Here is a 21170-nt window from a genome sequence, read left to right as displayed (position 1 = left end):
GAGGGCCGTGCATGAACTGTCCATCGCCGTGGCGGTCGTCGAACAGGTCGAGGAGGCCCTGCGGGAACAGGGCGGCACGATCGCGTCGCTGACCCTGCGGATCGGCGAGCTCGCGGGGGTGGTGCCCGAGGCGCTGGACTTCTCGTTCGGCCTGGCGACGGAGGGCACCGCGCTGGCGGGGGCACGCCTGCTGATCGAGACTGTCGAGGCACGGGCGCACTGCGACGGCTGCGGCCGCGAGGCGCCGACCGGGATGCCTCCGGTGCTGTGGTGCGCCGCCTGCGGGGCCACGCTGACCCTGCTCAGCGGCCGGGAGCTGGAGATCGTCCGGGTGACGCTGGCCGACGGGCCCCTGGACGCGAAGAGCGCGGACGACGGGCCACGGGCCGCGCCGGCCGGGCTGCCGACACGCGACGAGGAGACGAGCCATGTGCCGCACCGTTGACCTGCATCAGGCCGTCCTCGCCAAGAACGACGAGAACGCCCTGGCCTTGCGCGGCTATCTGGGTGACCGCGGCACGGTGGCGGTGAATCTGCTGTCCAGTCCGGGCAGCGGCAAGACGGCCCTGCTCGAACAGCTGCTCGCCCGCGCCGTCGCGGGCGGCACCCCGGCCGCCGCCGTCACCGCCGACCTGGCGACGGAGAACGACGCGACACGGCTGGCCCGCTCCGGCGCCCCCGTGCGGCAGATCCTCACCGACGGGCTCTGCCATCTGGAGGCGGGCATGCTCCGGCGCCGGCTCGAGGACTGGCTGCCCGAGGGCACGCGCCTGCTGTTCGTCGAGAACGTCGGCAATCTCGTCTGCCCGGCCTCCTACGACCTCGGAGAGACCCTGCGCATCGCGCTCGCGTCGGTGACGGAGGGCGAGGACAAGCCGGTCAAGTACCCGGCGGCCTTCGGACTCGCGCACCTGGTCGTGATCACCAAGACCGACATCGCGGACGCCGTCGGCTTCGACCGGGAGGCGTTCCTGGCGGGAGTTCAGCAGGTCAACCCCGGAGTGCCGGTCCTGGAGACCTCGGCCCGCACCGGCCAGGGGGTCGACGCGCTGCTGGCCCACATCCTGCGCTGCGCGGCCGGCGACGAGACCCACGTCCCCGTCCTGGCGCGGCAGCACGAGCGGTACCTGCACCGCCACGAGAACGGCGACGGACACCCCCGGTCGGAGGAGCACCCGCACGCGGACGGCCCCTCGCCCGCCGACGGACACCAGCACCCGCACCCTCGGGAGGACGGGACCGGCCTGAGCCGGACGCCCGCTCAGGAGCACGCGCGGTGAAACGGACCCCGGGACGCGAGCGCAGGCACGTCACCGTCACGGGCGTCGTCCAGGGAGTGGGTTTCCGGCCCTTCGTGTACACCCTCGCCGAGGAGCTGGGGCTGACCGGCTGGGTCACCAACAACGCGCGGGGCGTCGAGGCCGAGGTCGAGGGCCCCGCCGCCGACGTCGAGACGTTCTGCGTGCGCATCGGGACGCGTCCGCCGCCGCTCGCGGTCGTCGAGTCGGTCGAGCACCGTGCCGTGCCCCTGGAGAACGACGGATCGGTGTTCACCATCCGCCCCTCCTCCGGCGGCCCAGGACGCACGCTCGTCTCCCCGGACACCGCCACCTGCGACGCCTGTCTGGGCGAGCTCGCCGACCCCGCCGACCGGCGGTACCGGCACCCGTTCATCACCTGCACGCACTGCGGCCCCCGGTTCACCATCGTGACCTCGTTGCCGTACGACAGGGACCGCACCACCATGGCGGGCTTTCCGATGTGCGCGGACTGCGCCCGCGAGTACACCGACCCGGCCGACCGGCGCTTCCACGCCCAGCCGATCGCCTGCCCCGCCTGCGGCCCCCGGCTCACCCTGCGCACCGGACCCGGTGATCCGGGCGAGCTGCGCGACGCGCGGGCGATCACCGAGGCCCGCCGGCTGCTGGCCGAGGGCGCCGTGCTGGCGGTCAAGGGGATCGGCGGCTACCACCTGGCGTGCGACGCGGGCGACCCCGCGGCCGTCCGCACCCTGCGCAAGCGCAAGAACCGTGGCGGCAAGCCGTTCGCCGTGCTGGCGGACTCGCTGGAGACCGTGCGCCGGCTGGCCCACGTCGGACCGGAGGAGCGGGAGCTGCTGCTCGGGCCGCGCAAGCCGGTGGTCCTGCTGCGGCGGCGGGCGGCCTCCGGCGAGATCGCGGCGGGGGTCGCGCCCGGCAGCCCCGACCTCGGCTTCATGCTCCCGTACACGCCGGTGCACCGGCTGCTGCTCGGTCTGCCCGGTGATCCACCGGGCCCGGCCGTCCTCGTCATGACCAGCGGAAACCGCTCCGGCGAACCCATCGTCACCGACGACGCCGAGGCGCTGACCCGGCTGGCGGGGCTGGCCGACGCCTGGCTCGCCCACGACCGCCCCATCCACGTGCCCTGCGACGACTCGGTGGTACGGGTCTGCGCGGGAGCCGAGCTTCCGGTGCGCCGTTCGCGCGGCTACGCCCCCTTCCCGATCGCGCTCCCGGTCCCGGTGGTCCCGGCGCTGGCCGTGGGCGGCGACCTGAAGAACACCTTCTGCGCCGGGGACGGCCGCTACGCCTGGCTGTCCGCGCACGTCGGGGACATGGACGACCTGGCCACCCTGAACGCCTTCGAGCGGGCCACGGGCCATCTGACGGACCTCACCGCCGTCGAGCCGCGGCTGCTGATCACCGACCGGCATCCCGGCTATCGCTCCACCCAGTGGGCGCGGCGCGCCGCCGAGGCCCGCGGCCTGCCGCTGCGCCGGGTGCAGCACCACCACGCCCATGTCGCCTCCGCCATGGCCGAGCACGGTCTCGACGGTTCGGCACCGGTGATCGGGATCGCCTTCGACGGGACCGGATACGGCGACGACGGTGCCGTGTGGGGCGGCGAGGTGCTGCTCGCCGACTACGACGGGTACCGGCGGTTCGCTCATCTGGGCTATACGGCGCTGCCGGGCGGCGACGCGGCCGTACGCAACCCGTACCGGATGGCGCTGTCGCACCTGCGGACGGCGGGACTGCCCTGGTCGGACGAGCTGCCGTGCGCCGCGGCCGCCACCCCGGAGGAGCGGCGGCTGCTCGAACGGCAGCTGGAGCGGGGGTTCAACTGCGTGCCCACGTCGAGCATGGGCCGCCTCTTCGACGCGGTGTCCTCGCTCGCGGGGGTCTGCCACCGGGTGGAGTACGAGGCGCAGGCGGCGATGGAGCTGGAGAACGCGGCACTGGACGACCTGGCGGGGCCGCTCGGCGACGACGAGCGGAACGACGGGTACCGGTTCATGCTGAGAACGGTCCTTCAGGACCCCGAGGCGCCACTGATCGCCGATCCGGCGCCGGTCCTGGCCGCCGCCGTCGCGGACGTCCGTGCCGGTGTCACGGCCGGTCGGGTGGCGCGTCGGTTCCATCGGGCCGTGGTCGCCCTGGTCCAGGAGGTGTGCACGGTGGCGCGAGAGCGGACCGGCATCCGCACGGTGGCCCTCAGCGGCGGGGTGTTCTGCAACGCCCTGCTCACCGAGGGCTGCGGCGCCGTTCTGGAACGGGACGGCTTCACCGTACTGAGGCATCACAGGGTTCCCCCCAATGACGGCGGTCTGGCCCTCGGGCAGCTGATCGTCGCCGCACGAGCGCGGGACTAGCGCGGCGGGAGCGCAGGAACGAGTCAGGAGCGAGTCATGTGTCTGGCCGTACCCGGCCGAGTGCTGGAGATCGAGGAACGCGACGCGACGCGGATGGCCAAGGTGGACTTCGGCGGTGTCGTCAAGGACGTGTGTCTGGAGTACGTGCCGGACATGCGGGTCGGTGACTACGCCATCGTCCATGTGGGATTCGCGTTGCAGCGACTGGACGAGGAGTCGGCCAAGCAGACCCTGGAGCTCTTCGAGAATCTCGGGGTGCTGGAGGAGGAGTTCGGCGACCCCTGGGGCAAGGCCGCCCGGGACGCGGGCGCCGAACGCCCCGCCGGAACCGAACCCGCGCCCCTGGACGGCGTCGAGAAGGAGGCACGGCCATGAAGTACCTGGACGAGTTCAGCGACCCTGTCCTTGCCAAGCGGCTCTTCGACGACATCAGGGCGACCACCACCCGGCCCTGGTCGATCATGGAGGTCTGCGGCGGTCAGACGCACTCGATCATCCGCCACGGCATCGACCAGCTCCTGCCCGAGGAGATCCAGCTGATCCACGGGCCGGGCTGTCCGGTCTGTGTGACCCCGCTGGAGATCATCGACAAGGCACTGGAGATCGCCTCCCGCCCGGACGTGATCTTCTGCTCCTTCGGCGACATGCTGCGCGTGCCCGGCAGCGGACGCGACCTGTTCAAGGTCAAGAGCGAGGGCGCGGACGTGCGGGTCGTGTACTCGCCGCTGGACGCGCTGAAGATCGCGCAGGAGAACCCCGACCGGCAGGTCGTCTTCTTCGGCATCGGCTTCGAGACCACCGCGCCACCCAACGCGATGACCGTCTACCAGGCCAAGAAGCTGGGCATCCCCAACTTCAGCCTGCTGGTCTCGCACGTCAAGGTGCCTCCGGCCATCGACGCGATCATGAACTCGCCGGACTGCCGGGTGCAGGCGTTCCTCGCCGCCGGGCACGTCTGCACGGTGATGGGCATGGGCGAGTATCCCGAACTCGCCGAGCGGCACCGGGTGCCGATCGTGGTGACCGGGTTCGAGCCGCTGGACATCCTGGAGGGCATCCGCCGCGCGGTCCGGCAGCTGGAGGCCGGGCAGCACACCGTGGAGAACGCCTACCCGCGGGCGGTGCAGCCGGAGGGAAGCCCGGCCGCCCGGGCCATGCTGTCCGACGTCTTCGAGGTGACCGACCGGGCCTGGCGCGGGATCGGCATGATTCCGCAGAGCGGCTGGCGGCTGTCGCCCAAGTACCGCGAGTTCGACGCCGAGCACCGCTTCTCGGTGACCGGCATCGACACCCAGGAGTCGACCGTCTGCCGCAGCGGTGAGGTGCTCCAGGGCCTCATCAAGCCGCACGAGTGCGCCGCGTTCGGCAAGGAGTGCACCCCGCGCAATCCGCTGGGCGCGACGATGGTCTCCAGCGAGGGCGCGTGCGCCGCCTACTACCTCTACCGGCGGCTGGAGGCCCCGAACAAGGAGGCGAGTTCCGTTGGGTGACTCCGCTTCGGCTCCCGTCGACTTCTCCTCCTGGACCTGTCCCGCGCCGTTGCGCGACCACGACAGGATCGTGATGGGGCACGGCGGTGGCGGGACGCTCTCCGCCGAACTGGTGGAGCACCTGTTCGCGCCGGCCTTCGGCAGCGACGTGCTCGCCGAGCTCGGCGACTCCGCGCTTCTGCGGCTGGGCGGCGCCCGGCTCGCCTTCTCCACCGACTCCTTCGTCGTCCGCCCGCTGTTCTTCCCCGGCGGCAGCATCGGGGACCTCGCCGTCAACGGCACGGTCAACGACCTGGCCATGGCGGGGGCCGTACCGGCCTACCTCTCCTGCGGGTTCATCCTCGAAGAGGGCGTCGAGCTCTCCGTCGTGGGACGCGTGGCCGAGGCGCTGGGCGAGGCGGCCCGGACGGCCGGGGTCGTGGTCGCGACCGGCGACACCAAGGTCGTCGACGCGGGCCACGGCGACGGCATCTTCATCAACACGGCCGGGATCGGCCTGATCCCGGACGGCGTCGACATCCGCCCGCAGCGCGCGGCACCCGGAGACGTGGTGCTGGTCAGCGGACCGATCGGCGTGCACGGGGTGGCGATCATGAGCGTGCGGGAGGGGCTGGAGTTCGGCGTCGAGATCCAGAGCGACACCGCGTCCCTGGCCGGTCTGGTCGCGGACATGCTGGCCGTCTGCCCCGACCTCCATGTGCTGCGCGATCCGACCCGTGGCGGCCTGGCCACCTCCCTGAACGAGATCGCCGCGGCCGCGGGAGTCGGCATCACGCTCGACGAGCGGTCCCTGCCCATCCCGGAGACGGTCGCCAACGCCTGCGCCTTCCTCGGCCTCGACCCGCTGTACGTGGCCAACGAGGGCAAGCTGGTGGCGTTCGTGGCGGCGGAGCACGCCGACGCCGTGCTCGCGGCGATGCGCGCCCACCCGCTCGGCAAGGAGTCGGTGGCGATCGGCCACTGCGTCCCCGACCACCCCGGCATGGTGGTCGCGGCCACCGGTCTGGGCGGCACCCGCGTGGTGGACATGCCGCTCGGAGAGCAACTCCCGCGCATCTGCTGACCCACCGCGTCCGGCGCCATCCCGTCGGCTGACACCACGTCCGCCGACACCCCGTCGGCTGACACCACGTCCGCCGACACCCCCATCGGCTGACCTTCGTCCGCCGACACCGAGCGATCCCGAGGCCGGCCCTCGGTGGCGACCCGCACCAGGCGGGCGTCACCGGGGGCCGGCCTCTTCCGGGTCCGGCGCGTGCAACCCTCTCGCAACCTCCCGGACGGTCTGCTGAGTCGTGCCCCGCGCCGGCGGTTCGTCCGCGGCGGGCCGCGCACCCTGTGTGCGAGCCGTGAGACCCGAGAGGGAAAGCCGATGGACGTCGTCCCGCGCGTGGAGCTGACCCCCGCCGCCTCCGAGCTGCTGCTGCGACTGCGCACGCTCCACGGACCGCTGATGTTCCACCAGTCGGGCGGCTGCTGCGACGGCAGCGCGCCCATGTGCTTCCCGGAGGGCGAGTTCCGCACCGGCGGCTCCGACGTCCTGCTGGCCGAGCTGGAGGTCGAGGGCGTCGACGAGCCGGTGACCTTCTGGATGTCGAAGAGCCAGTACGAACTGTGGAGCCACACGCGGCTGATCGTGGACGTCGTGGCGGGCCGGGGCAGCGGCTTCTCTCTCGAGGCACCCGAAGGAGTGCGTTTTCTGATCCGTTCCCGCGTCGTCGGCGCCTAGCCACCGGCCCGGGCACCGACCTCTGGTGCAATTCCCCTGAGTCCTGCCAAAGTTGACGAGACATCAGGGGGCACTGTGACGCGTCGCGACGGACGGTTCAGAACGGCACTGACGGTCTTCACGGCATGCGGAGCGCTGGCCGGTGTCGCCCTGATCGGGGCGGCGCCGGCCAGCGGCGCGGAGAGTGCGACGGACATCGCGCCCGGCGTCGAGTACACGCAGGTGGACATCCCGGCGGCCAAGGGGGTGGCGCACGCCCACGTGTTGAGCGTCGACCTGCGCGATCCCCACGTGCGCGTCGACCTCTTGTACCCGGGAGCCGTGGCGTCCCGGGCGCCCGTCTCCCAGCTGGCCGACTCCCGGGGCGCCGTCGCCGGAGTCAACGGCGACTTCTTCAACATCACGGAGACCCAGCATCCGGGCGTCGAGGCGACGGGCGCGACCGTCGGCCCGGCGATCGCGAGCGGTCACGGGCTCAAGGCCGCGGTCCCCGACGGCCAGCGTTTCGGACCGGCGCTGCCACCCGGCACGACCACCGAGGACGTGTTCGGTGTGGGCGTCGACCGCCGGGCCCGGCTGGACAGCGTGGCCCTCGACGGGTCCGTCCGCAGCTCCGAGGGCACCTGGCCGCTCGGCGGGTTCAATCAGTACGCGCTCCCGGTCGGCTCCGTCGGCGCGTTCACCGCGGAGTGGGGCAGCGCCTCCCGGGTGCGGGCGACCTGCGGAACGGACACCGACCGGGCCGCGCCGTGCAGCACCGACACCTACGAGGTGACGGTCCGCCGCGGGCGGGTCGTGTCCGCCGCCGACGCTCCGGGCAGCGGGTCCATCGCGCCGGGCACCACCGTGCTGGTGGGCCGCGAGGCGGGCGCCCAGCGGCTGCGGAGGCTGTCCGTGGGCGAGTGGGTCGGGGTACGGCACCGGCTGGTGGCGGAGTCCTCCCGGGTGCCGTACCGCTTCGCGGTCGGGGGCTACCCCGTGATGACCGACGGCGTGCCGCTGCCGGGTCTGGACGACAAGACCTCCGCCGTACGGACCGCGGTGGGCTTCTCCGACCACGGGCGCCGCATGCAGCTCCTCGCCCTGGACGGCGCCCCGGAGTTCCGCGGCGGTCTCACCATCGCCGAAGTGACCGCGGCGATGCGGCAGCTGGGGTCACAGGACGCCTTCAGCCTGGACGGCGGCGGATCCACCACGATGGTCGCCCGGCAGGCGGGGGCGGACACCGTCAGCGTCCTCAACCACCCGAGCGGCGGCGCCGAGCGTCCCGTCCCGAACGGCATCGGGGTGTTCGCGCACCCGTGACGCGGCGGCACGTCATGGCGTCAGACTGCCCACGATGTCCGCCGTCGCGGTGAGACCGCTGTGGATGGTCGGCGCCATGCTCGTGCTGGCCAGCAGGAACCCGAGCAGGGCGCAGACCAGGGCGTGGGAGATCTTCAGCCCTCCGTTGCGGAGGAAGATCACCGCCAGCACCAGGAGCAGCAGCACCACAGAGATGGAAATGGCCATCGTCAACCTCCTCCGCCACGTCCACTTCGCGGCGTTCGGCCGTAAGTGTGGCGTAGCGGAGGGTTCGCCCGGGCGGTTGACGTGTCCTCCGAACGAGTGGTCTTCTACCGCCGGTCGTGGGCGTCCAGGAACTCTTGGAGACCGCCCAGGTCATCGGTGTTGAGGTGGTCGACGTCGGCGGCGAGCAGTTCGCGCCAGAGCGCCTCGCGTGTCGGACCCGCCAGATCGGGTGTCGCCCAGAACCGGACCTTCTGCCGGCGCGCGTGCGCGGCCGCCATGATGCCCCGCAGCTTCTCGCGCTCGGCGTCCGGGAACGGGCCCGCGCCCAGCCAGCTGAAGTTGAGTGTCCAGTTGTCGCTGATCAGCGGGATGAAGGAGGCGGGGGCGGCGCTGCCGAGGTCGGCGAGGCGGCCGTCGTAGAAGGCGCGCCGCACGGTCTGTGCCTCCATGGGCGCCCGCGCGGCGCGGTCCCCGGAGATCACGGCCGTGACCGGGCCGGGGTGCACCCGGCCGTGCGCGTACGTCGTGAACAGGTGCCGGTGGCGGCGCAGATGACGGTCGAGTTCGAGGTACGTCGAGGAGCCCTCGGTCTTGATGTCGATGAGGAGTTGCAGCGGCTTGCGGTAACCGCGGTACACCGAGCCGTGGTTGGCCCGGACGCGGGCGGCCAGCGGATCGAGGTAGAGGGATTCGAGCGTGCGGGTGGGGTCGAGGTCCACCGGGTCGTGGGCGACGAGGAGCTGTTCGCCCACGAGGTAGATGTCCGCCTCGACGCTGCCGAACCGGTGGTCGAGGGCGTCGAAGAGGGGACGCGGATGGTCGTAGTCGTTGTGCGCGTGGGCGCGCCACAGGGGGCGCGTGCGGGGCTTCGCCTCGCCCGCCAGGGCCCGCGAGGCGGGCAGGGCGATCGAGCCCGCGAGGGCGGCGCCGAGGGTGGTGAGGGCTCTGCGACGGGTGGTAGGGGCCATGTTCCGCCTCCCTTGAGGGGTGCCGTACGGGACCTCAGGGAGTATGCGGTCGGCAGGGCCCAAGGAACCCTGCCGTGAAGGGAGTTGGCCGGACCGACGCTACGCGTTCACTTCACCGGATCCGGGCGGGACAGGGCGTTCCCGCGTACCTGGCGGGCACACGGGAGAAGCCCGCCCCAGGTGGGACGGGCTTCGCTCGGAAGGGTGTCAGGGCGCTTGGAGATCGACCAGTTCGGCCAGTGCCGCGCGATGCGCGCCGGCCGTGCCGTACGCGATCGAGTCGGCCTTGGCGCGCTTCAGATACAGGTGCGCCGGGTGCTCCCACGTCATGCCGATGCCGCCGTGCAACTGGACGGCCTCCTCGGCGGCGTGCACGGCGACGGCTGCCGCGTACGCCTGGGCGACGGCGACCGCCACGTCGCTGTCCGCGTTGCCGGTGGCCAGCGCGTCGGCGGCGTTCCGCGCCGCGGCACGCGTGTTGACGACCTCCAGCCACACCTGGGCCAGCCGGTGCTTGAGCGCCTGGAATCCGCCGACCGGCCGGTTGAACTGCTTGCGCTCCTTGAGGTAGCGGACGGTCTCCGTCAACGACCAGTCGGCGAGCCCGAGCTGCTCGGAGGCGAGCAGTCCGGCGCCTGCCCGCAGGGCGCGCCGTACGGCCGGTTCCGCGTCGCCGAGCCGACGGCCGGGGGCGCCGGTGAGCGTGACGGTGGCGAGGGGGCGGGTGAGGTCCAAGGACACCTGCCGGGTGATGGTCGCGGCGGAGGCGTCCACCGCGTACAGACCGCCGTCGTCCGCGGGCACGAGCAGCACGTCGGCACCGGCCGCATCGGCGATGCCCGTCAACTCACCGTGCAGAGAGCCGTTCTCGAGCCGTACGGTCGGGAAGGCGGAGCCCGGAGCGATGTGCAGCCCGACGGTCAGTGCACCGATCGACGTCGCGGACGCCAGTTGCGTGAGCAGGTCGTCGGCGCCGCACTCCAGCAGCGCTTCGGTGGCGACCACGGCGCTCGTCAGATACGGCACGGGCGCGACCGCCCGCCCGAGTTCCTCGAGGACGACGGCGGCTTCGCGGTGCGTGGCGCCCTGGCCGTCCAGTTCCTCCGGAACCAGCAGGCCGGCCAGGCCCATTCCGTCGGCCAGCGCCTTCCACAGCGCGATGTCGTGCGGGGCGTCCGACTCGGTGCGCGCGATCACCGCGGCCGGGTCGCAGCGGTCGGTCAGCAGGTCCCGGACCGCCGACCGCAGCGCCTCTTCCTCCTCGGTGTAGAGGAGGTCGGGCTGGGTGCTCTCCTGGCTCATCGGGCGAGATCCTTCCATGCGACGTCCTTGTCGGTGCGCGGCTCGGACGGCAGGCCCAGGACGCGTTCGGCGACGATGTTCAGCAGGACCTCGCTGGTCCCGCCCTCGATGCTGTTGCCCTTGGAGCGCAGGTAGCGGTAGCCGGCGTCCCGTCCGGTGAAGTCGACGAGTTCCGGTCGGCGCATCGTCCAGTCCTCGTACAACAGGCCTTCCTCGCCGAGGAGTTCGACCTCCAGTCCGCTGATCTCCTGGTTGAGCCGGGCGAAGCCGAGCTTCATGCCGGCGCCGTCGTGGCCGGGCTGGCCGGCGACGAGCTGCTGGCGCAGGCGCTCGCCGGAGAGCCGGGCGACCTCGGCCTCGACCCAGAGCTTCAGAAGCCGCTGGTGGGTGTCGTGGGTGCGCAGTTCGGGCCGCTCGCGCCAGGTCTTGGAGACCGGGCCGATCATGCCGCCCTCACGCGGGATGCGCATGCCGCCGATGGACACGCGCTCGTTCATCAGCGTGGTCTGGGCGACCCGCCAGCCGTCGCCGACCTCGCCGAGGCGGTGCGCGTCGGGGATGCGGACGTCGGTGAGGAAGACCTCGTTGAACTCGGCCTCGCCGGTGATCTGGCGCAGCGGCCGCACCTCGACGCCCGGGTCGGTCATGTCGCAGATGAAGTAGGTGATGCCGCGGTGCTTGGGCACGTCCGGGTCGGTGCGGGCGATGAGGATGGCCCAGCGGGCGACGTGGGCGCTGGAGGTCCACACCTTCTGCCCGTTGACCACCCACTCTCCCCCGCTGCCTGCCTCGTCGCCGTCCGCGCGGACCGCGCGGGTGCCGAGGGCGGCGAGGTCCGAGCCCGCGCCGGGCTCGCTGAAGAGCTGGCACCACACCTCCTCGCCGACCCACAGGGGCCGCAGGAAGCGCCGCTTCTGCTCCTCCGTACCGAAGCCGAGGATGGTCGGGGCGGCCATGCCGAGGCCGATGCCGATCCGCCGCGGGTCGTTGTCGGGCGCGCCCGCGGCCGCCAGCTCGGCGTCCACGACGGCCTGGAGGCTGCGCGGGGCGCCGAGTCCGCCGAGACCCTCCGGGTAGTGCACCCAGGCGAGTCCGGCGTCGAAGCGCGCCTTCAGGAAGTCCAGGCGATCGGTTTCCAGGGGAGGGTGCGCGGCCAGCAACTCCTGGGTGCGGCGGCGCAGTTCGGCTGCGTCGGTCATGCGGCGGCTCCGTTCTGAAGTGCGGGCACCACGGCGATGCGTCCGGTGGTGACTCCGTCGGCGACCCGCTGCACGGCGGCGGCGGCCCCGCTCAGCGGCACCCGCTCGCTCACCAGCGGCTTGATCGCGCCCTGCGCGGCCAGCTCGGTGAGCCGCTCGTGGCAGTGCAGGACCAGCTTCGGGTTCTTGGTGTTGTACAGGCCCCAGTGCAGGCCGAGGATCGCGTAGTTCTTGACGAGCGCGTGGTTCAGCGCGGGGCTCGGGATCGATCCGCTCGCGAAGCCGACGACCACGATCCGGCCCTCGAAGGCGACCACCTTGGTGGACTGGGTGTAGGCCTCGCCGCCGACGGGGTCGTAGATCACGTCCGCGCCGCGTCCGCCGGTCGCCTCCTTGACGGCGCCGATGACGTCCTCGGCCCGTCGGTCGATGACGACGTCACAGCCCAGCTCGCGCGCCACGGCGGCCTTGTCGGCGCCGCCCACGACACCGATGACGGTGGCGCCCGCCGCCTTTCCGAGCTGCACGGCCGCGCTGCCGACCCCGCCGGCGGCGGCGTGGACGAGCAGGGTCTCGCCGGCTTCGAGGCGGGCCCGGCGGTGCAGGCCGAACCAGCCCGTCTGGTAGCCGATGTGCAGGGCCGCGGCCTCGGCGTCGCCCAGGGCGTCGGGCGCGGGCAGCAGGGCCGCGGCGTCCGCGATCGCGTACTCCGCGAATCCGCCGTGGGGCAGCGCGGGATTGGCGATCACCCGGCGTCCGTCCTCGGTCTCGCCGCAGATCTCCACACCGGGCGTGAACGGCAGCGGCGGCCTGACCTGGTACTGGCCGCGGCACATCAGCGCGTCCGGGAAGTTGATGTTCGCGGCGCGCACCTTGAGCAGGACCTGGCCGGCACCGGGCGTCGGCCGATCCACCTCCTGGAGGCGCATCGCCTCTGCGGGCTCGCCGGTCTGGTGCACTTGCCATGCCTGCATGAGGGGCCTCCAGGGGACTGCGTCGTCTGACCGGGGTCGAAGGCATACTAAGCGGTCGCTTGCCCACCTGGGAACAGGTGACGCCCGTCGTCTTCGCCACGCCCCTCGCGAGCGGCCCCGCCGCCGGTTCTCACAGCTCCTTGCCGCGCACCTTGGGCCGCGCCCGTACATGCATCCGCTCACCCTGCGGCCCGAACAGGCTCAGGAACTCCACGGGCCCCTCCCCCGTCGACCCGAACCAGTGCGGAACCCGGGTGTCGAACTCCGCGGCCTCCCCCGCCCCCAGCACGACGTCGTGCTCGCCGAGCACCAGCCGCAGCCGCCCGGACAGCACGTACAGCCACTCGTAGCCCTCGTGCGTGCGCGGATCGGGCGCCATCGTCCGCTGCGGTTCGAGCACCTTGTAGGCCTGGAGTCCGCCGGGCTGGCGGGTCAGCGGCCAGTGCGTACGGCCGTACCGCACGATCGGCTCGGCGCGCACCCGGGGGTCGCCGACCGGCGGGGCGCCGACCAGTTCGTCCAGCGGGACCTGATGGGCCCGCGCGATGGGCAGCAGCAGCTCCAGGCTGGGCTTGCGCAGCCCCGACTCCAGGCGCGACAGCGTGCTCACGGAGATACCGGTCGCCTCGGACAGTCCGGCCAGCGTCGCGCCGCGATCCTTCCTGATCCGGCGCAGCCGCGGACCCACCTCGGCGAGGACCTCGTCCGTCGCCGCGTCGCCGCCCGCTGCCTGCCGGACTCCGTCACTCTCACCCGCATGGGCCGCGTCACTCATGCCCATATTGCAGAATCGGCAAAGCCATTTGTCAATCCGGCCCGTATCGAGCGACCTTCTCCACATGGAGGTGGTCACCATGACCGGGACATACGAAGTGGTCGTCGTCGGCGGCGGCACGGCCGGACTCTCCGCGGCGCTGGTCCTCGGCCGGGCGCGGCGCCGCACGCTCGTTGTCGACGCGGGCGAGCCGCGCAACGCGCCCGCGGCGCACCTGCAGGGCTATCTGACCCGGGACGGGATGCCGCCCGCCGAGTTCCTCGCCGCGGGCCGGCGGGAGGTCGAGGGGTACGGGGTGGAGATCGTCCGGGACCGGGTGGTGGACGTGGTCCGGGACGGCGCCGGGGAGTTCGACGTCACGGTCGGGGCCGGGCCCACCGTCCACGCGCGCCGCCTGATCGTCACCACGGGGCTGGTCGACGAGCTGCCGTCGGTGCCGGGCGTCGCCGAGCGCTTCGGGCGCGATGTGCTGCACTGCCCGTACTGCCACGGCTGGGAGGTCCGCGACCAGGCCTTCGGCGTGCTGGCCGGTACGCCGATGAGCGTGCACCAGGCGCTGATGGTCAGCCAGTGGTCGAAGGACGTGACGCTGTTCCTGCACACGGTCGGCGAGGACGAGCTCTCCGACGAGGACCTGCGCCGGCTCGCCGCGGCGGGGGTCGCCGTGGTGCCGGGCGAGGTCGCGGAGCTCGTGGTCGTCGCCGACCGGCTCACCGGTGTGCGTCTCGCGGACGGGACCACGCACGACCGCTCGGTGCTGTTCGTGGCGCCGCGGCCCGTGCCGCAGACCGGTCTGCTCGACCGGTTGGGCGCGGAGCTGCGCGAGACGCCGTTCGGCTCGTATCCGGTGGTGGACCCGACGGGACTGACGAGCGTGCCCGGCGTCTGGGCGGCGGGCAACGCCGCCGGTTTCGCGGAGCAGGTCGTGAACGCGGCGAGCGGCGGCTACCGCGCGGCGGCCACGCTCAACGGCGAACTGCTCTTCACCGACATCGACGCGGCCGTGGCGCGGGGGCAGGGCTAGACCGCCGGGAGCGGGGCCCGGTCCTGCCCTCCGAGCGGAGGGCAGGCCATGCCGCCGCCGTGCAACGGGCCGGAGACTCCTCCGCACGGTGGCACGGCTCGGGCGCCCGGCGGCAGGCCAGGAATCCCGCCCGCGCGGGGGCGGGACCGGGCCACCCCGGGGGCGAGCCGGGCGCCCCGTCCCGCGAGGCCGTGCGGCCGCACGGGACGGCCGACCCGGCATCGCGCGACCGTGGACCGGCATCGCCCGGGGGCGCAACCCATGGGTCCCGTGCCGCCCCCTCCGGCGAGGCCCCGGCGCACCTCCGCGACACCGGCGCCCCCACGCGGCGACGGACGCCGTACGACCGGGCCCCGCCGCGTACGGGTGTGAACCCGGCGTCGGCGTTGCACCATGGCTAGATGCTGCTGAGCCGGCTCGCCCATGTGTCCCAGGAGGTCGCCGCCACCTCGGCGCGGTCCCGGAAGACAGCTCTGCTCGCGGAGCTGTTCCGGGATGCCGAAGCGGACGACGTGCCGATCGTGATCCCGTATCTGGCGGGCCGGCTGCCGCAGGGCCGGCTCGGCATCGGCTGGAAGGTGCTGAGCAGACAGGTCGACCCGGCCGTCGAGCCCACCCTCACCGTGCGCGAGGTCGACGCCCGGCTCACCGCGCTCGGCCAGGTCTCCGGCACCGGATCACAGGCCGAACGGGCCCGCCTGGTGGGCGAGTTGATGGCGGCGGCCACCGAGGACGAACAGCGTTTCCTGTTCGGGCTGCTCACCGGCGAGGTGCGTCAGGGCGCGCTGGACGCGGTCGCGGTCGAGGGGCTCGCCGAGGCGACCGGCGCGCCCGCCGGGGACGTACGCCGGGCGGTGATGCTCGCCGGTTCGCTGCAGGCGGTGGCGCGGGCCCTCCTCGCGGACGGCCCGCGGGCCCTGGACGGCTTCCGGCTCACCGTCGGCCGCCCGGTGCTCCCGATGCTGGCGCACACCGCCGCCTCCGTGTCCGAGGCGGTCGGCAAGCTCGGCGCCTGCGCGGTCGAGGAGAAACTCGACGGCATCCGCGTACAGCTGCACCGCGACGGCGAGGACGTCCGCGTCTACACCCGCACCCTCGACGACATCACCGACCGGCTGCCCGAACTCACCGACGCGGCACTGGAGTTGCGCGGCGAGCGGTTCATCCTGGACGGTGAGGTGATCGCGCTGGACGACCAGGGGCGGCCGCGTTCCTTCCAGGAGACGGCCGGCCGGGTGGGGTCCCGCGTGGACGTGGCGACGGCCGCGCGGACGGTGCCCGTCTCCCCCGTCTTCTTCGACGCCCTCTCCGTCGACGGGCGGGAGCTGCTGGACCTGCCGTTCACCGAGCGGCACGCGGAACTGGCACGGCTGGTGCCCGAGCCGATGCGGGTCCGGCGGACGCTGGTGCCGGGGCCCGACCAGGCCGCCGAGGCCGAGAAGTTCCTCGCCGACACGCTCGCCCGGGGCCACGAGGGCGTCGTCGTGAAGGCCCTGGACGCCCCGTACAGCGCGGGGCGGCGCGGAGCGTCCTGGCTGAAGGTCAAGCCCGTGCACACCCTCGACCTGGTGGTCCTCGCGGCCGAGTGGGGCCACGGGCGGCGCACCGGCAAGCTCTCCAACCTGCACCTGGGCGCCCGCACCGGCGACGGCTCCTTCGCCATGCTCGGCAAGACGTTCAAGGGCATGACCGACGCGATGCTCACCTGGCAGACCGAACGGCTCCGGGAGCTGGCCGTCGAGGACGACGGGCACGTGGTGACCGTACGGCCCGAACTCGTCGTCGAGATTGCGTACGACGGCCTGCAGAGGTCCACCCGCTACCCCGCCGGGGTCACCCTCCGCTTCGCCCGGGTCGTGCGCTATCGCGAGGACAAACCGCCGGCCGAGGCCGACACGGTCGACACGCTGCTCGCCGCACACCCGGAGGTGACGCGATGAGCGGAAAGCAGCACGGAAAGAGGAGCGCCGGACTGCTGTTGTTCCGGCACACCGACAACGGCCTGGAGGTATTGCTCGGCCATATGGGCGGCCCGTTCTTCGCACGGCGGGACGCAGGCGCCTGGTCCGTTCCCAAAGGCGAGTACGAGCCCGACGAGACGGCCTGGGACGCGGCCCGTCGCGAGTTCCGGGAGGAGCTCGGGCTGCCGCCGCCCGACGGGGAGGCGGTCCCGCTCGGCGAGGTCACGCAGACCAACGGCAAGGTCGTCACGGCCTGGGCCATCGAGTCGGATCTCGATCCGGCGGCCGTGGTCCCCGGCACGTTCACCATGGAGTGGCCGCCGAAGTCGGGACAGCGGCAGGAGTTCCCCGAGCTGGACCGGGTGGAGTGGATGACCCCGGACCGGGCCCGGACGCTGATCGTGAAGGCACAGGCCGTGTTCCTCGACCGGCTGGCGGAGCACTCGGGCTGAGAACCGGTGTCCGGGCCAGGTGCACCGGCTCCCCGAGACGCCCTCCGCGTTGCGCCGCACCGCGCCGCGCGGGAGGGTCGAGGAACAGCCCGCTTTCAGGAGGTCGGCCATGCCCATCGCGACGGTGAACCCGGCGAACGGCGAGACGCTCAAGACGTACGACGCGCTCGGCGCCGAGGAGATCGAGCGCAGGCTCGCTGCAGCCGAGTCCGCGTTCCGCACCCATCGCACCACGTCCTTCGCGGAGCGCGCCCGGCTGATGCACCGGGCCGCGGAGCTCCTGGACGGGGACGTGCAGGACATCGGCCGGGTGATGACCACCGAGATGGGCAAGCCGGTCAAGCAGGCCCGGGCGGAGGCCGCCAAGTGCGCCAAGGCCATGCGCTGGTACGCCGACCACGCCGAGGACCTGCTCGCCGACGAACTGGCCGCCCCCGCCGACGCCGCGGACTCCGGGGCCTCCAGAGTCCTCGCGCGCTACCGGCCGCTCGGCCCCGTGCTCGCCGTGATGCCCTGGAACTTCCCGCTCTGGCAGGTGGTGCGCTTCGCCGCGCCCGCGCTGATGGCGGGCAACGTGGGCCTGCTCAAGCACGCCTCGAACGTGCCGCAGACCGCCCTCTACCTGGAAGACCTGTTCCGCCGGGCGGGCTTCCCCGAGGGCTGCTTCCAGACGCTGCTGATCGGGTCGGGAGCGGTCGAGGGCATCCTGCGCGACCCGCGCGTCAAGGCAGCCACCCTCACCGGAAGCGAACCGGCGGGGCGGGCGGTCGCCTCGGTCGCCGGGGACGAGGTGAAGAAGACGGTGCTGGAGCTGGGCGGAAGCGACCCGTACGTCGTGATGCCGTCCGCCGACGTCGAGCGCGCCGCGAAGATCGCCGTGACGGCGCGTGCGCAGAACAACGGTCAGTCGTGCATCGCCGCCAAGCGGTTCATCGTGCACACCGACGTGTTCGACGTCTTCGCGGAGCGCTTCGCGGCGGGCATGCGGGCCCTCAAGGTCGGCGACCCGCTCGAGGAGGACACCGAGATCGGGCCGCTCTCCACCGAGCAGGGCCGCGCCGACCTGGAGGAACTCGTCGACGACGCGGTGGAGAACGGCGCGACGGTGCTGTGCGGCGGTGGACGCCCCGACGGTTTCGGCGACGGCTGGTACTACGCGCCGACGGTGCTCACCGACATCACCCCCGAGATGCGCGTCCACCAGGAGGAGACCTTCGGGCCCGTCGCCACGCTGTACCGGGCGGCCGACCTCGACGAGGCGGTCGCCATCGCCAACGACACCCCGTTCGGGCTCAGCTCGAACGTCTGGACGCGCGACGAGGCCGAGGGGGAACGGTTCGTCCGCGATCTGGACGCGGGAGGGGTTTTCTTCAACGGGATGACGGCCTCGCACCCGGCGTTCCCCTTCGGCGGGGAGAAGCGGTCGGGCTACGGGCGTGAGCTGTCGGGGCACGGAATCCGAGAGTTCTGCAACATCACCACCGTATGGCACGGAGCGTGAGCGTTCCGCAGTTACGATCCCCCCTGTGAACCGCGAAGTGACCCTCCCTCTGATCGTCGACGACCGCGGCACGTTGCAGGTGTCGGCCGCCGACGTCAGCAAGCTGCTCCGCACGGTGGGCGGCCGCTGGCTGCATCTGGTGGAGGCCGGCCAGGACGGCCTCGACGAGGACACGGTGGCCGCGCTCACGATCGAGCTGGCCAAGCTGGCCGACCGGATCGACGTCGCCTGCATCGCGCACAGCAGCGGGACGAGCGGCGGCTGAGCGACGGGCTCCCTCCCGGCCTCCGGCCCGTACGGGCGACGGGCGGCCCGCTGAGCGGCGGCCGCCCGAACCCCGCAACGACCCGCCCTTGACGCCCCGCAGACCCGGCGTCAGACGACCCGCTGGTCCAGCTCCCACAGGGCGTGCCAGAACTTCGTCTCGTACGCCTGGAGCAGCCGTCCGTGGCGGTGGACGTCGTCCTGCGAGACCCGCCCGGCGTCGAGCCCGGCCTGCACGGCGCCCAGCGCCCTGCGCTCCAGCTCGGGGGCGGGCGCGGCGAAGAAGTCGAAGAAGCCGCAGGCCTCGTCGCCGAAGCCGTAGTGGTGGCGCAGGGCCTCGGCGATGGTCTCGCAATAGCCACCCCACGCCGCGTAGTCGGCGCCGAGCGCGAGGACGACGTCGACCGGCTCCCCGTTCAGGGCGAGCCAGGCGACGTACGCGGGGTAGGCCTGGCAGTCGGCGAGCGGTTCGTACGCGGACGCCCGTGCCTCGTCGGCCCCCACGGCGGCGGCGAAGGCGGCGAGCCGGTCCTGGGCCAGCGCCTCACCCTCCGCGAGCATCTCGAAGAAGGCCGCGCACGCCGGGTCGGGGGCCGAGGTCCGGGTGCCGATCGCCGACCGTTCGGCCAGATGCAGGAACGCGCGGTGATCCGCGGCGATCACATGGCGCTGTTCGAGGGCGAGGGCCGCGAGCGTGCTGCGCTGGGCGGCGCCCCGGGCGATCACGGGCAGCAGCCGGTTGGCATGGGGATCCGGGGCGAGTTTCCCGGTGGTGCTCTCCAGCAGTTCCCTGGCCGTCGGCGTCATCGCGTGCTCCTTCGGTCCGGCTGACTCCGAGCCCCTTCGACCAGGGTGCCATGCCGGGACCCGGCGCCCCCGGTCGAGCGCGGTCCGGTGCGATGTCCCAGGTCCAGCCGGTGTTCGTCGTCCCGAAGGCGAGCCGGACATGCTCACCCTCGGGCCGGGCGTGCGGACGCCCCATGGGACTGGGACACCCGTGATCCGCGGGTGCCCGGTGACGGGTGCCCGGTGACGGATGCCCGGTGACGGGTGCCCGGTGACGGGCGCCCGGTGACGGGTGCGAGGCTGCGGGGAACCGAGCGCGGGGCCGCTACCGCCCCCGCCCGCGCGGACCCTCTACCGGATCGGCATCCCGGACAGCGTCCGGGCGATCACCAGCCGCTGGATCTCGCTGGTGCCTTCGAAGATCGTGTAGATGGCCGCGTCACGGTGCATCCGCTCCACCGGGTACTCCCGCGTGTAGCCGTTGCCGCCGAGGATCTGGATCGCCTGACCGGTGACCTTCTTCGCCGTCTCGCTGGCGAACAGCTTCGACATCGATCCCTCGGCCGCCGTGAACTGCTTGCCGTTGATCGCCATCCAGGACGCCCGCCACACCAGCAGCCGCGCAGCGTCGATCGAGGTGCGCATGTCGGCGAGCTGGAAGGCGACACCCTGGTTGTCGATGATCGGGCGGCCGAACTGCTCACGCGTCTTCGCGTAGTCGAGGGCGACCTCGTACGCGGCCCGCGCGGTGCCCACCGCCATGGCGCCGACGGCCGGACGGGACGCCTCGAACGTGGCCATGGCGGCGTTCTTCACACGCTCGCCGCCCCCGGCCCTGACGCGCTCACGGGCACGGGCCAGGCGCTCGTCGAGCTTCTCCTTGCCGCCGAGCAGGCAGGAGCCGGGGATGCGGACGTTCTCCAGGACGACCTCGGCGGTGTGCGAGGCGCGGATGCCGTGCTTCTTGAACTTCTGGCCCTGCGACAGGCCGGGCGTGTTCGGCGGCACGATGAAGGAGGCGTGGCCCTTGGAGCCGAGGTCCGCGTCGACGACCGCGACGACGACGTGGACATTGGCGATGCCACCGTTGGTCGCCCAGGTCTTCGTGCCGTTGAGGACCCACTCGTCCTTGGCCTCGTCGTAGACGGCACGCGTGCGCATCGAGGCGACGTCGGAGCCGGCGTCCGGCTCGGAGGAGCAGAAGGCGGCGACCTTGACATCGTTGGCATCGCCGTACATCTGCGGGATCCAGGTGCCGATCTGCTCCTCGGTGCCGTTGGCGAGGACGCCCACGGCGGCGAGGCCGGTGCCGACGATGGAGAGGGCGATGCCCGCGTCGCCCCAGAACAGCTCCTCCATGGCCATCGGGATACCGAGGCCGGTGGGGTCGAAGTACTGCTGGGCGTAGAAGTCCAGGGAGTAGATGCCGACCTTCGCGGCTTCCTGGATGACCGGCCAGGGAGTCTCTTCGCGCTCGTCCCATTCGGCGGCCGCGGGGCGGATGACATCGGCGGCGAAGCCGTGCAGCCAGTCCCGGACCTCCTTCTGTTCGTCGTTGAGCTCCATGGTGAACTCGGCCATGTCCCCTCCAGCGCTGCA

The 21170-nt window shown here is 72.7% G+C and carries 21 protein-coding genes; 13 read left to right on the top strand and 8 right to left on the bottom strand.

The window, feature by feature from the left end:
* The first annotated feature begins 7 nt into the window (after nt 1–7).
* The 8 genes from OOK38_RS28020 (at nt 8) to OOK38_RS27985 (ending at nt 8158) form a co-directional block, all read left to right on the top strand.
* A complete protein-coding gene (locus tag OOK38_RS28020) occupies nt 8–445 on the top strand; it encodes a hydrogenase maturation nickel metallochaperone HypA (protein ID WP_266755971.1) in 438 nt (145 codons plus the stop codon).
* Complete coding sequence (gene hypB / locus OOK38_RS28015; protein ID WP_266755973.1) at nt 429–1280, top strand: hydrogenase nickel incorporation protein HypB; 852 nt, start codon at nt 429–431, stop codon at nt 1278–1280. The genes OOK38_RS28020 and hypB overlap by 17 nt, the downstream gene beginning before the upstream one ends.
* Nucleotides 1277–3634, top strand: a complete 2358-nt coding sequence (hypF, locus tag OOK38_RS28010) for a carbamoyltransferase HypF (protein WP_266755975.1) — start codon at nt 1277–1279, stop codon at nt 3632–3634. Before hypB ends, hypF begins: the two co-directional genes overlap by 4 nt.
* A gap of 36 nt (nt 3635–3670) precedes the next feature.
* Nucleotides 3671–4009 (top strand): HypC/HybG/HupF family hydrogenase formation chaperone, encoded by a 339-nt coding sequence (locus tag OOK38_RS28005; RefSeq protein WP_266755977.1) that lies wholly within the window; start codon nt 3671–3673, stop codon nt 4007–4009.
* Nucleotides 4006–5124: a hydrogenase formation protein HypD gene (gene hypD / locus OOK38_RS28000; protein ID WP_266755978.1), complete on the top strand. Its 1119-nt coding sequence runs from the start codon at nt 4006–4008 to the stop codon at nt 5122–5124. Before OOK38_RS28005 ends, hypD begins: the two co-directional genes overlap by 4 nt.
* Nucleotides 5117–6187 (top strand): hydrogenase expression/formation protein HypE, encoded by a 1071-nt coding sequence (gene hypE / locus OOK38_RS27995; protein WP_323178832.1) that lies wholly within the window; start codon nt 5117–5119, stop codon nt 6185–6187. Before hypD ends, hypE begins: the two co-directional genes overlap by 8 nt.
* 309 nt (nt 6188–6496) lie before the next feature.
* On the top strand, nt 6497–6853 hold the full coding sequence (locus OOK38_RS27990) for a DUF779 domain-containing protein (protein WP_266755979.1): 357 nt from the start codon (nt 6497–6499) through the stop codon (nt 6851–6853).
* Nucleotides 6854–6928: 75 nt separating this feature from the next.
* Nucleotides 6929–8158 (top strand): phosphodiester glycosidase family protein, encoded by a 1230-nt coding sequence (locus OOK38_RS27985; RefSeq protein WP_266755980.1) that lies wholly within the window; start codon nt 6929–6931, stop codon nt 8156–8158.
* 12 nt (nt 8159–8170) lie between these two features.
* Here OOK38_RS27985 and OOK38_RS27980 read toward each other — a convergent pair whose 3' ends face one another.
* From OOK38_RS27980 to OOK38_RS27955, 6 genes are all read right to left on the bottom strand, one after another.
* A complete protein-coding gene (locus OOK38_RS27980) occupies nt 8171–8365 on the bottom strand; it encodes a hypothetical protein (protein WP_261704269.1) in 195 nt (64 codons plus the stop codon).
* A 104-nt stretch (nt 8366–8469) separates the two neighbouring features.
* Nucleotides 8470–9333: a phosphatidylinositol-specific phospholipase C/glycerophosphodiester phosphodiesterase family protein gene (locus OOK38_RS27975; RefSeq protein WP_266755983.1), complete on the bottom strand. Its 864-nt coding sequence runs from the start codon at nt 9331–9333 to the stop codon at nt 8470–8472.
* A gap of 207 nt (nt 9334–9540) precedes the next feature.
* Nucleotides 9541–10635: an acyl-CoA dehydrogenase family protein gene (locus OOK38_RS27970; RefSeq protein WP_266755985.1), complete on the bottom strand. Its 1095-nt coding sequence runs from the start codon at nt 10633–10635 to the stop codon at nt 9541–9543.
* On the bottom strand, nt 10632–11834 hold the full coding sequence (locus tag OOK38_RS27965; protein ID WP_266755987.1) for an acyl-CoA dehydrogenase family protein: 1203 nt from the start codon (nt 11832–11834) through the stop codon (nt 10632–10634). The genes OOK38_RS27970 and OOK38_RS27965 overlap by 4 nt, the downstream gene beginning before the upstream one ends.
* Complete coding sequence (locus tag OOK38_RS27960) at nt 11831–12808, bottom strand: NADPH:quinone oxidoreductase family protein (protein ID WP_266755988.1); 978 nt, start codon at nt 12806–12808, stop codon at nt 11831–11833. Before OOK38_RS27960 ends, OOK38_RS27965 begins: the two co-directional genes overlap by 4 nt.
* A 130-nt stretch (nt 12809–12938) precedes the next feature.
* On the bottom strand, nt 12939–13583 hold the full coding sequence (locus tag OOK38_RS27955) for a helix-turn-helix domain-containing protein (RefSeq protein ID WP_266755989.1): 645 nt from the start codon (nt 13581–13583) through the stop codon (nt 12939–12941).
* 79 nt (nt 13584–13662) lie between these two features.
* Between OOK38_RS27955 and OOK38_RS27950 the strand changes: the two genes are divergently transcribed.
* From OOK38_RS27950 to OOK38_RS27930, 5 genes are all read left to right on the top strand, one after another.
* Nucleotides 13663–14607, top strand: coding sequence for an NAD(P)/FAD-dependent oxidoreductase (locus tag OOK38_RS27950; RefSeq protein ID WP_266755990.1), 945 nt, complete (start codon nt 13663–13665; stop codon nt 14605–14607).
* Nucleotides 14608–15008: 401 nt separating this feature from the next.
* Nucleotides 15009–16547 (top strand): ATP-dependent DNA ligase, encoded by a 1539-nt coding sequence (locus OOK38_RS27945; protein WP_266755992.1) that lies wholly within the window; start codon nt 15009–15011, stop codon nt 16545–16547.
* On the top strand, nt 16544–17020 hold the full coding sequence (locus tag OOK38_RS27940) for an NUDIX domain-containing protein (RefSeq protein ID WP_266755994.1): 477 nt from the start codon (nt 16544–16546) through the stop codon (nt 17018–17020). The genes OOK38_RS27945 and OOK38_RS27940 overlap by 4 nt, the downstream gene beginning before the upstream one ends.
* Nucleotides 17021–17129: 109 nt before the next feature.
* Nucleotides 17130–18521 carry an NADP-dependent succinic semialdehyde dehydrogenase gene (locus OOK38_RS27935; RefSeq protein ID WP_266755996.1) on the top strand — a complete coding sequence of 464 codons (1392 nt, stop codon included), beginning with the start codon at nt 17130–17132 and terminating at the stop codon, nt 18519–18521.
* Between the two features lie 25 nt (nt 18522–18546).
* On the top strand, nt 18547–18786 hold the full coding sequence (locus OOK38_RS27930; protein WP_266755997.1) for a DUF6213 family protein: 240 nt from the start codon (nt 18547–18549) through the stop codon (nt 18784–18786).
* Nucleotides 18787–18896: 110 nt separating this feature from the next.
* On the opposite strand, the gene OOK38_RS27925 is transcribed toward OOK38_RS27930, so the two are convergent.
* Nucleotides 18897–19592, bottom strand: a complete 696-nt coding sequence (locus OOK38_RS27925; protein ID WP_266755999.1) for a transcriptional regulator — start codon at nt 19590–19592, stop codon at nt 18897–18899.
* Nucleotides 19593–19922: 330 nt separating this feature from the next.
* Nucleotides 19923–21152, bottom strand: coding sequence for an acyl-CoA dehydrogenase family protein (locus tag OOK38_RS27920; protein ID WP_266756001.1), 1230 nt, complete (start codon nt 21150–21152; stop codon nt 19923–19925).
* Between the last annotated feature and the right edge of the window lie 18 nt (nt 21153–21170).

It is taken from the genome of Streptomyces sp. NBC_00568 (assembly GCF_026341855.1).
Taxonomy (GTDB): Bacteria; Actinomycetota; Actinomycetes; order Streptomycetales; family Streptomycetaceae; genus Streptomyces.
The sequence above is the reverse complement of the archived record's forward strand: the minus strand, read 5'-3'. Positions and strand labels throughout refer to the sequence as shown.

Coding starts and splice junctions, on each gene's coding strand:
- OOK38_RS27970 (WP_266755985.1), bottom strand. CDS start 10,635: ATGAGCCAGGAGAGCACCCAGCCCGACCTCCTCTACACCGAGGAGGAA.
- OOK38_RS27945 (WP_266755992.1), top strand. CDS start 15,009: ATGCTGCTGAGCCGGCTCGCCCATGTGTCCCAGGAGGTCGCCGCCACC.
- OOK38_RS27960 (WP_266755988.1), bottom strand. CDS start 12,808: ATGCAGGCATGGCAAGTGCACCAGACCGGCGAGCCCGCAGAGGCGATG.
- OOK38_RS27925 (WP_266755999.1), bottom strand. CDS start 19,592: ATGACGCCGACGGCCAGGGAACTGCTGGAGAGCACCACCGGGAAACTC.
- OOK38_RS27950 (WP_266755990.1), top strand. CDS start 13,663: ATGACCGGGACATACGAAGTGGTCGTCGTCGGCGGCGGCACGGCCGGA.
- OOK38_RS27975 (WP_266755983.1), bottom strand. CDS start 9,333: ATGGCCCCTACCACCCGTCGCAGAGCCCTCACCACCCTCGGCGCCGCC.
- OOK38_RS28005 (WP_266755977.1), top strand. CDS start 3,671: ATGTGTCTGGCCGTACCCGGCCGAGTGCTGGAGATCGAGGAACGCGAC.
- OOK38_RS27990 (WP_266755979.1), top strand. CDS start 6,497: ATGGACGTCGTCCCGCGCGTGGAGCTGACCCCCGCCGCCTCCGAGCTG.
- OOK38_RS27920 (WP_266756001.1), bottom strand. CDS start 21,152: ATGGCCGAGTTCACCATGGAGCTCAACGACGAACAGAAGGAGGTCCGG.
- OOK38_RS27940 (WP_266755994.1), top strand. CDS start 16,544: ATGAGCGGAAAGCAGCACGGAAAGAGGAGCGCCGGACTGCTGTTGTTC.
- OOK38_RS27955 (WP_266755989.1), bottom strand. CDS start 13,583: ATGAGTGACGCGGCCCATGCGGGTGAGAGTGACGGAGTCCGGCAGGCA.
- hypD (WP_266755978.1), top strand. CDS start 4,006: ATGAAGTACCTGGACGAGTTCAGCGACCCTGTCCTTGCCAAGCGGCTC.
- OOK38_RS27965 (WP_266755987.1), bottom strand. CDS start 11,834: ATGACCGACGCAGCCGAACTGCGCCGCCGCACCCAGGAGTTGCTGGCC.
- OOK38_RS27980 (WP_261704269.1), bottom strand. CDS start 8,365: ATGGCCATTTCCATCTCTGTGGTGCTGCTGCTCCTGGTGCTGGCGGTG.
- hypB (WP_266755973.1), top strand. CDS start 429: ATGTGCCGCACCGTTGACCTGCATCAGGCCGTCCTCGCCAAGAACGAC.
- OOK38_RS27935 (WP_266755996.1), top strand. CDS start 17,130: ATGCCCATCGCGACGGTGAACCCGGCGAACGGCGAGACGCTCAAGACG.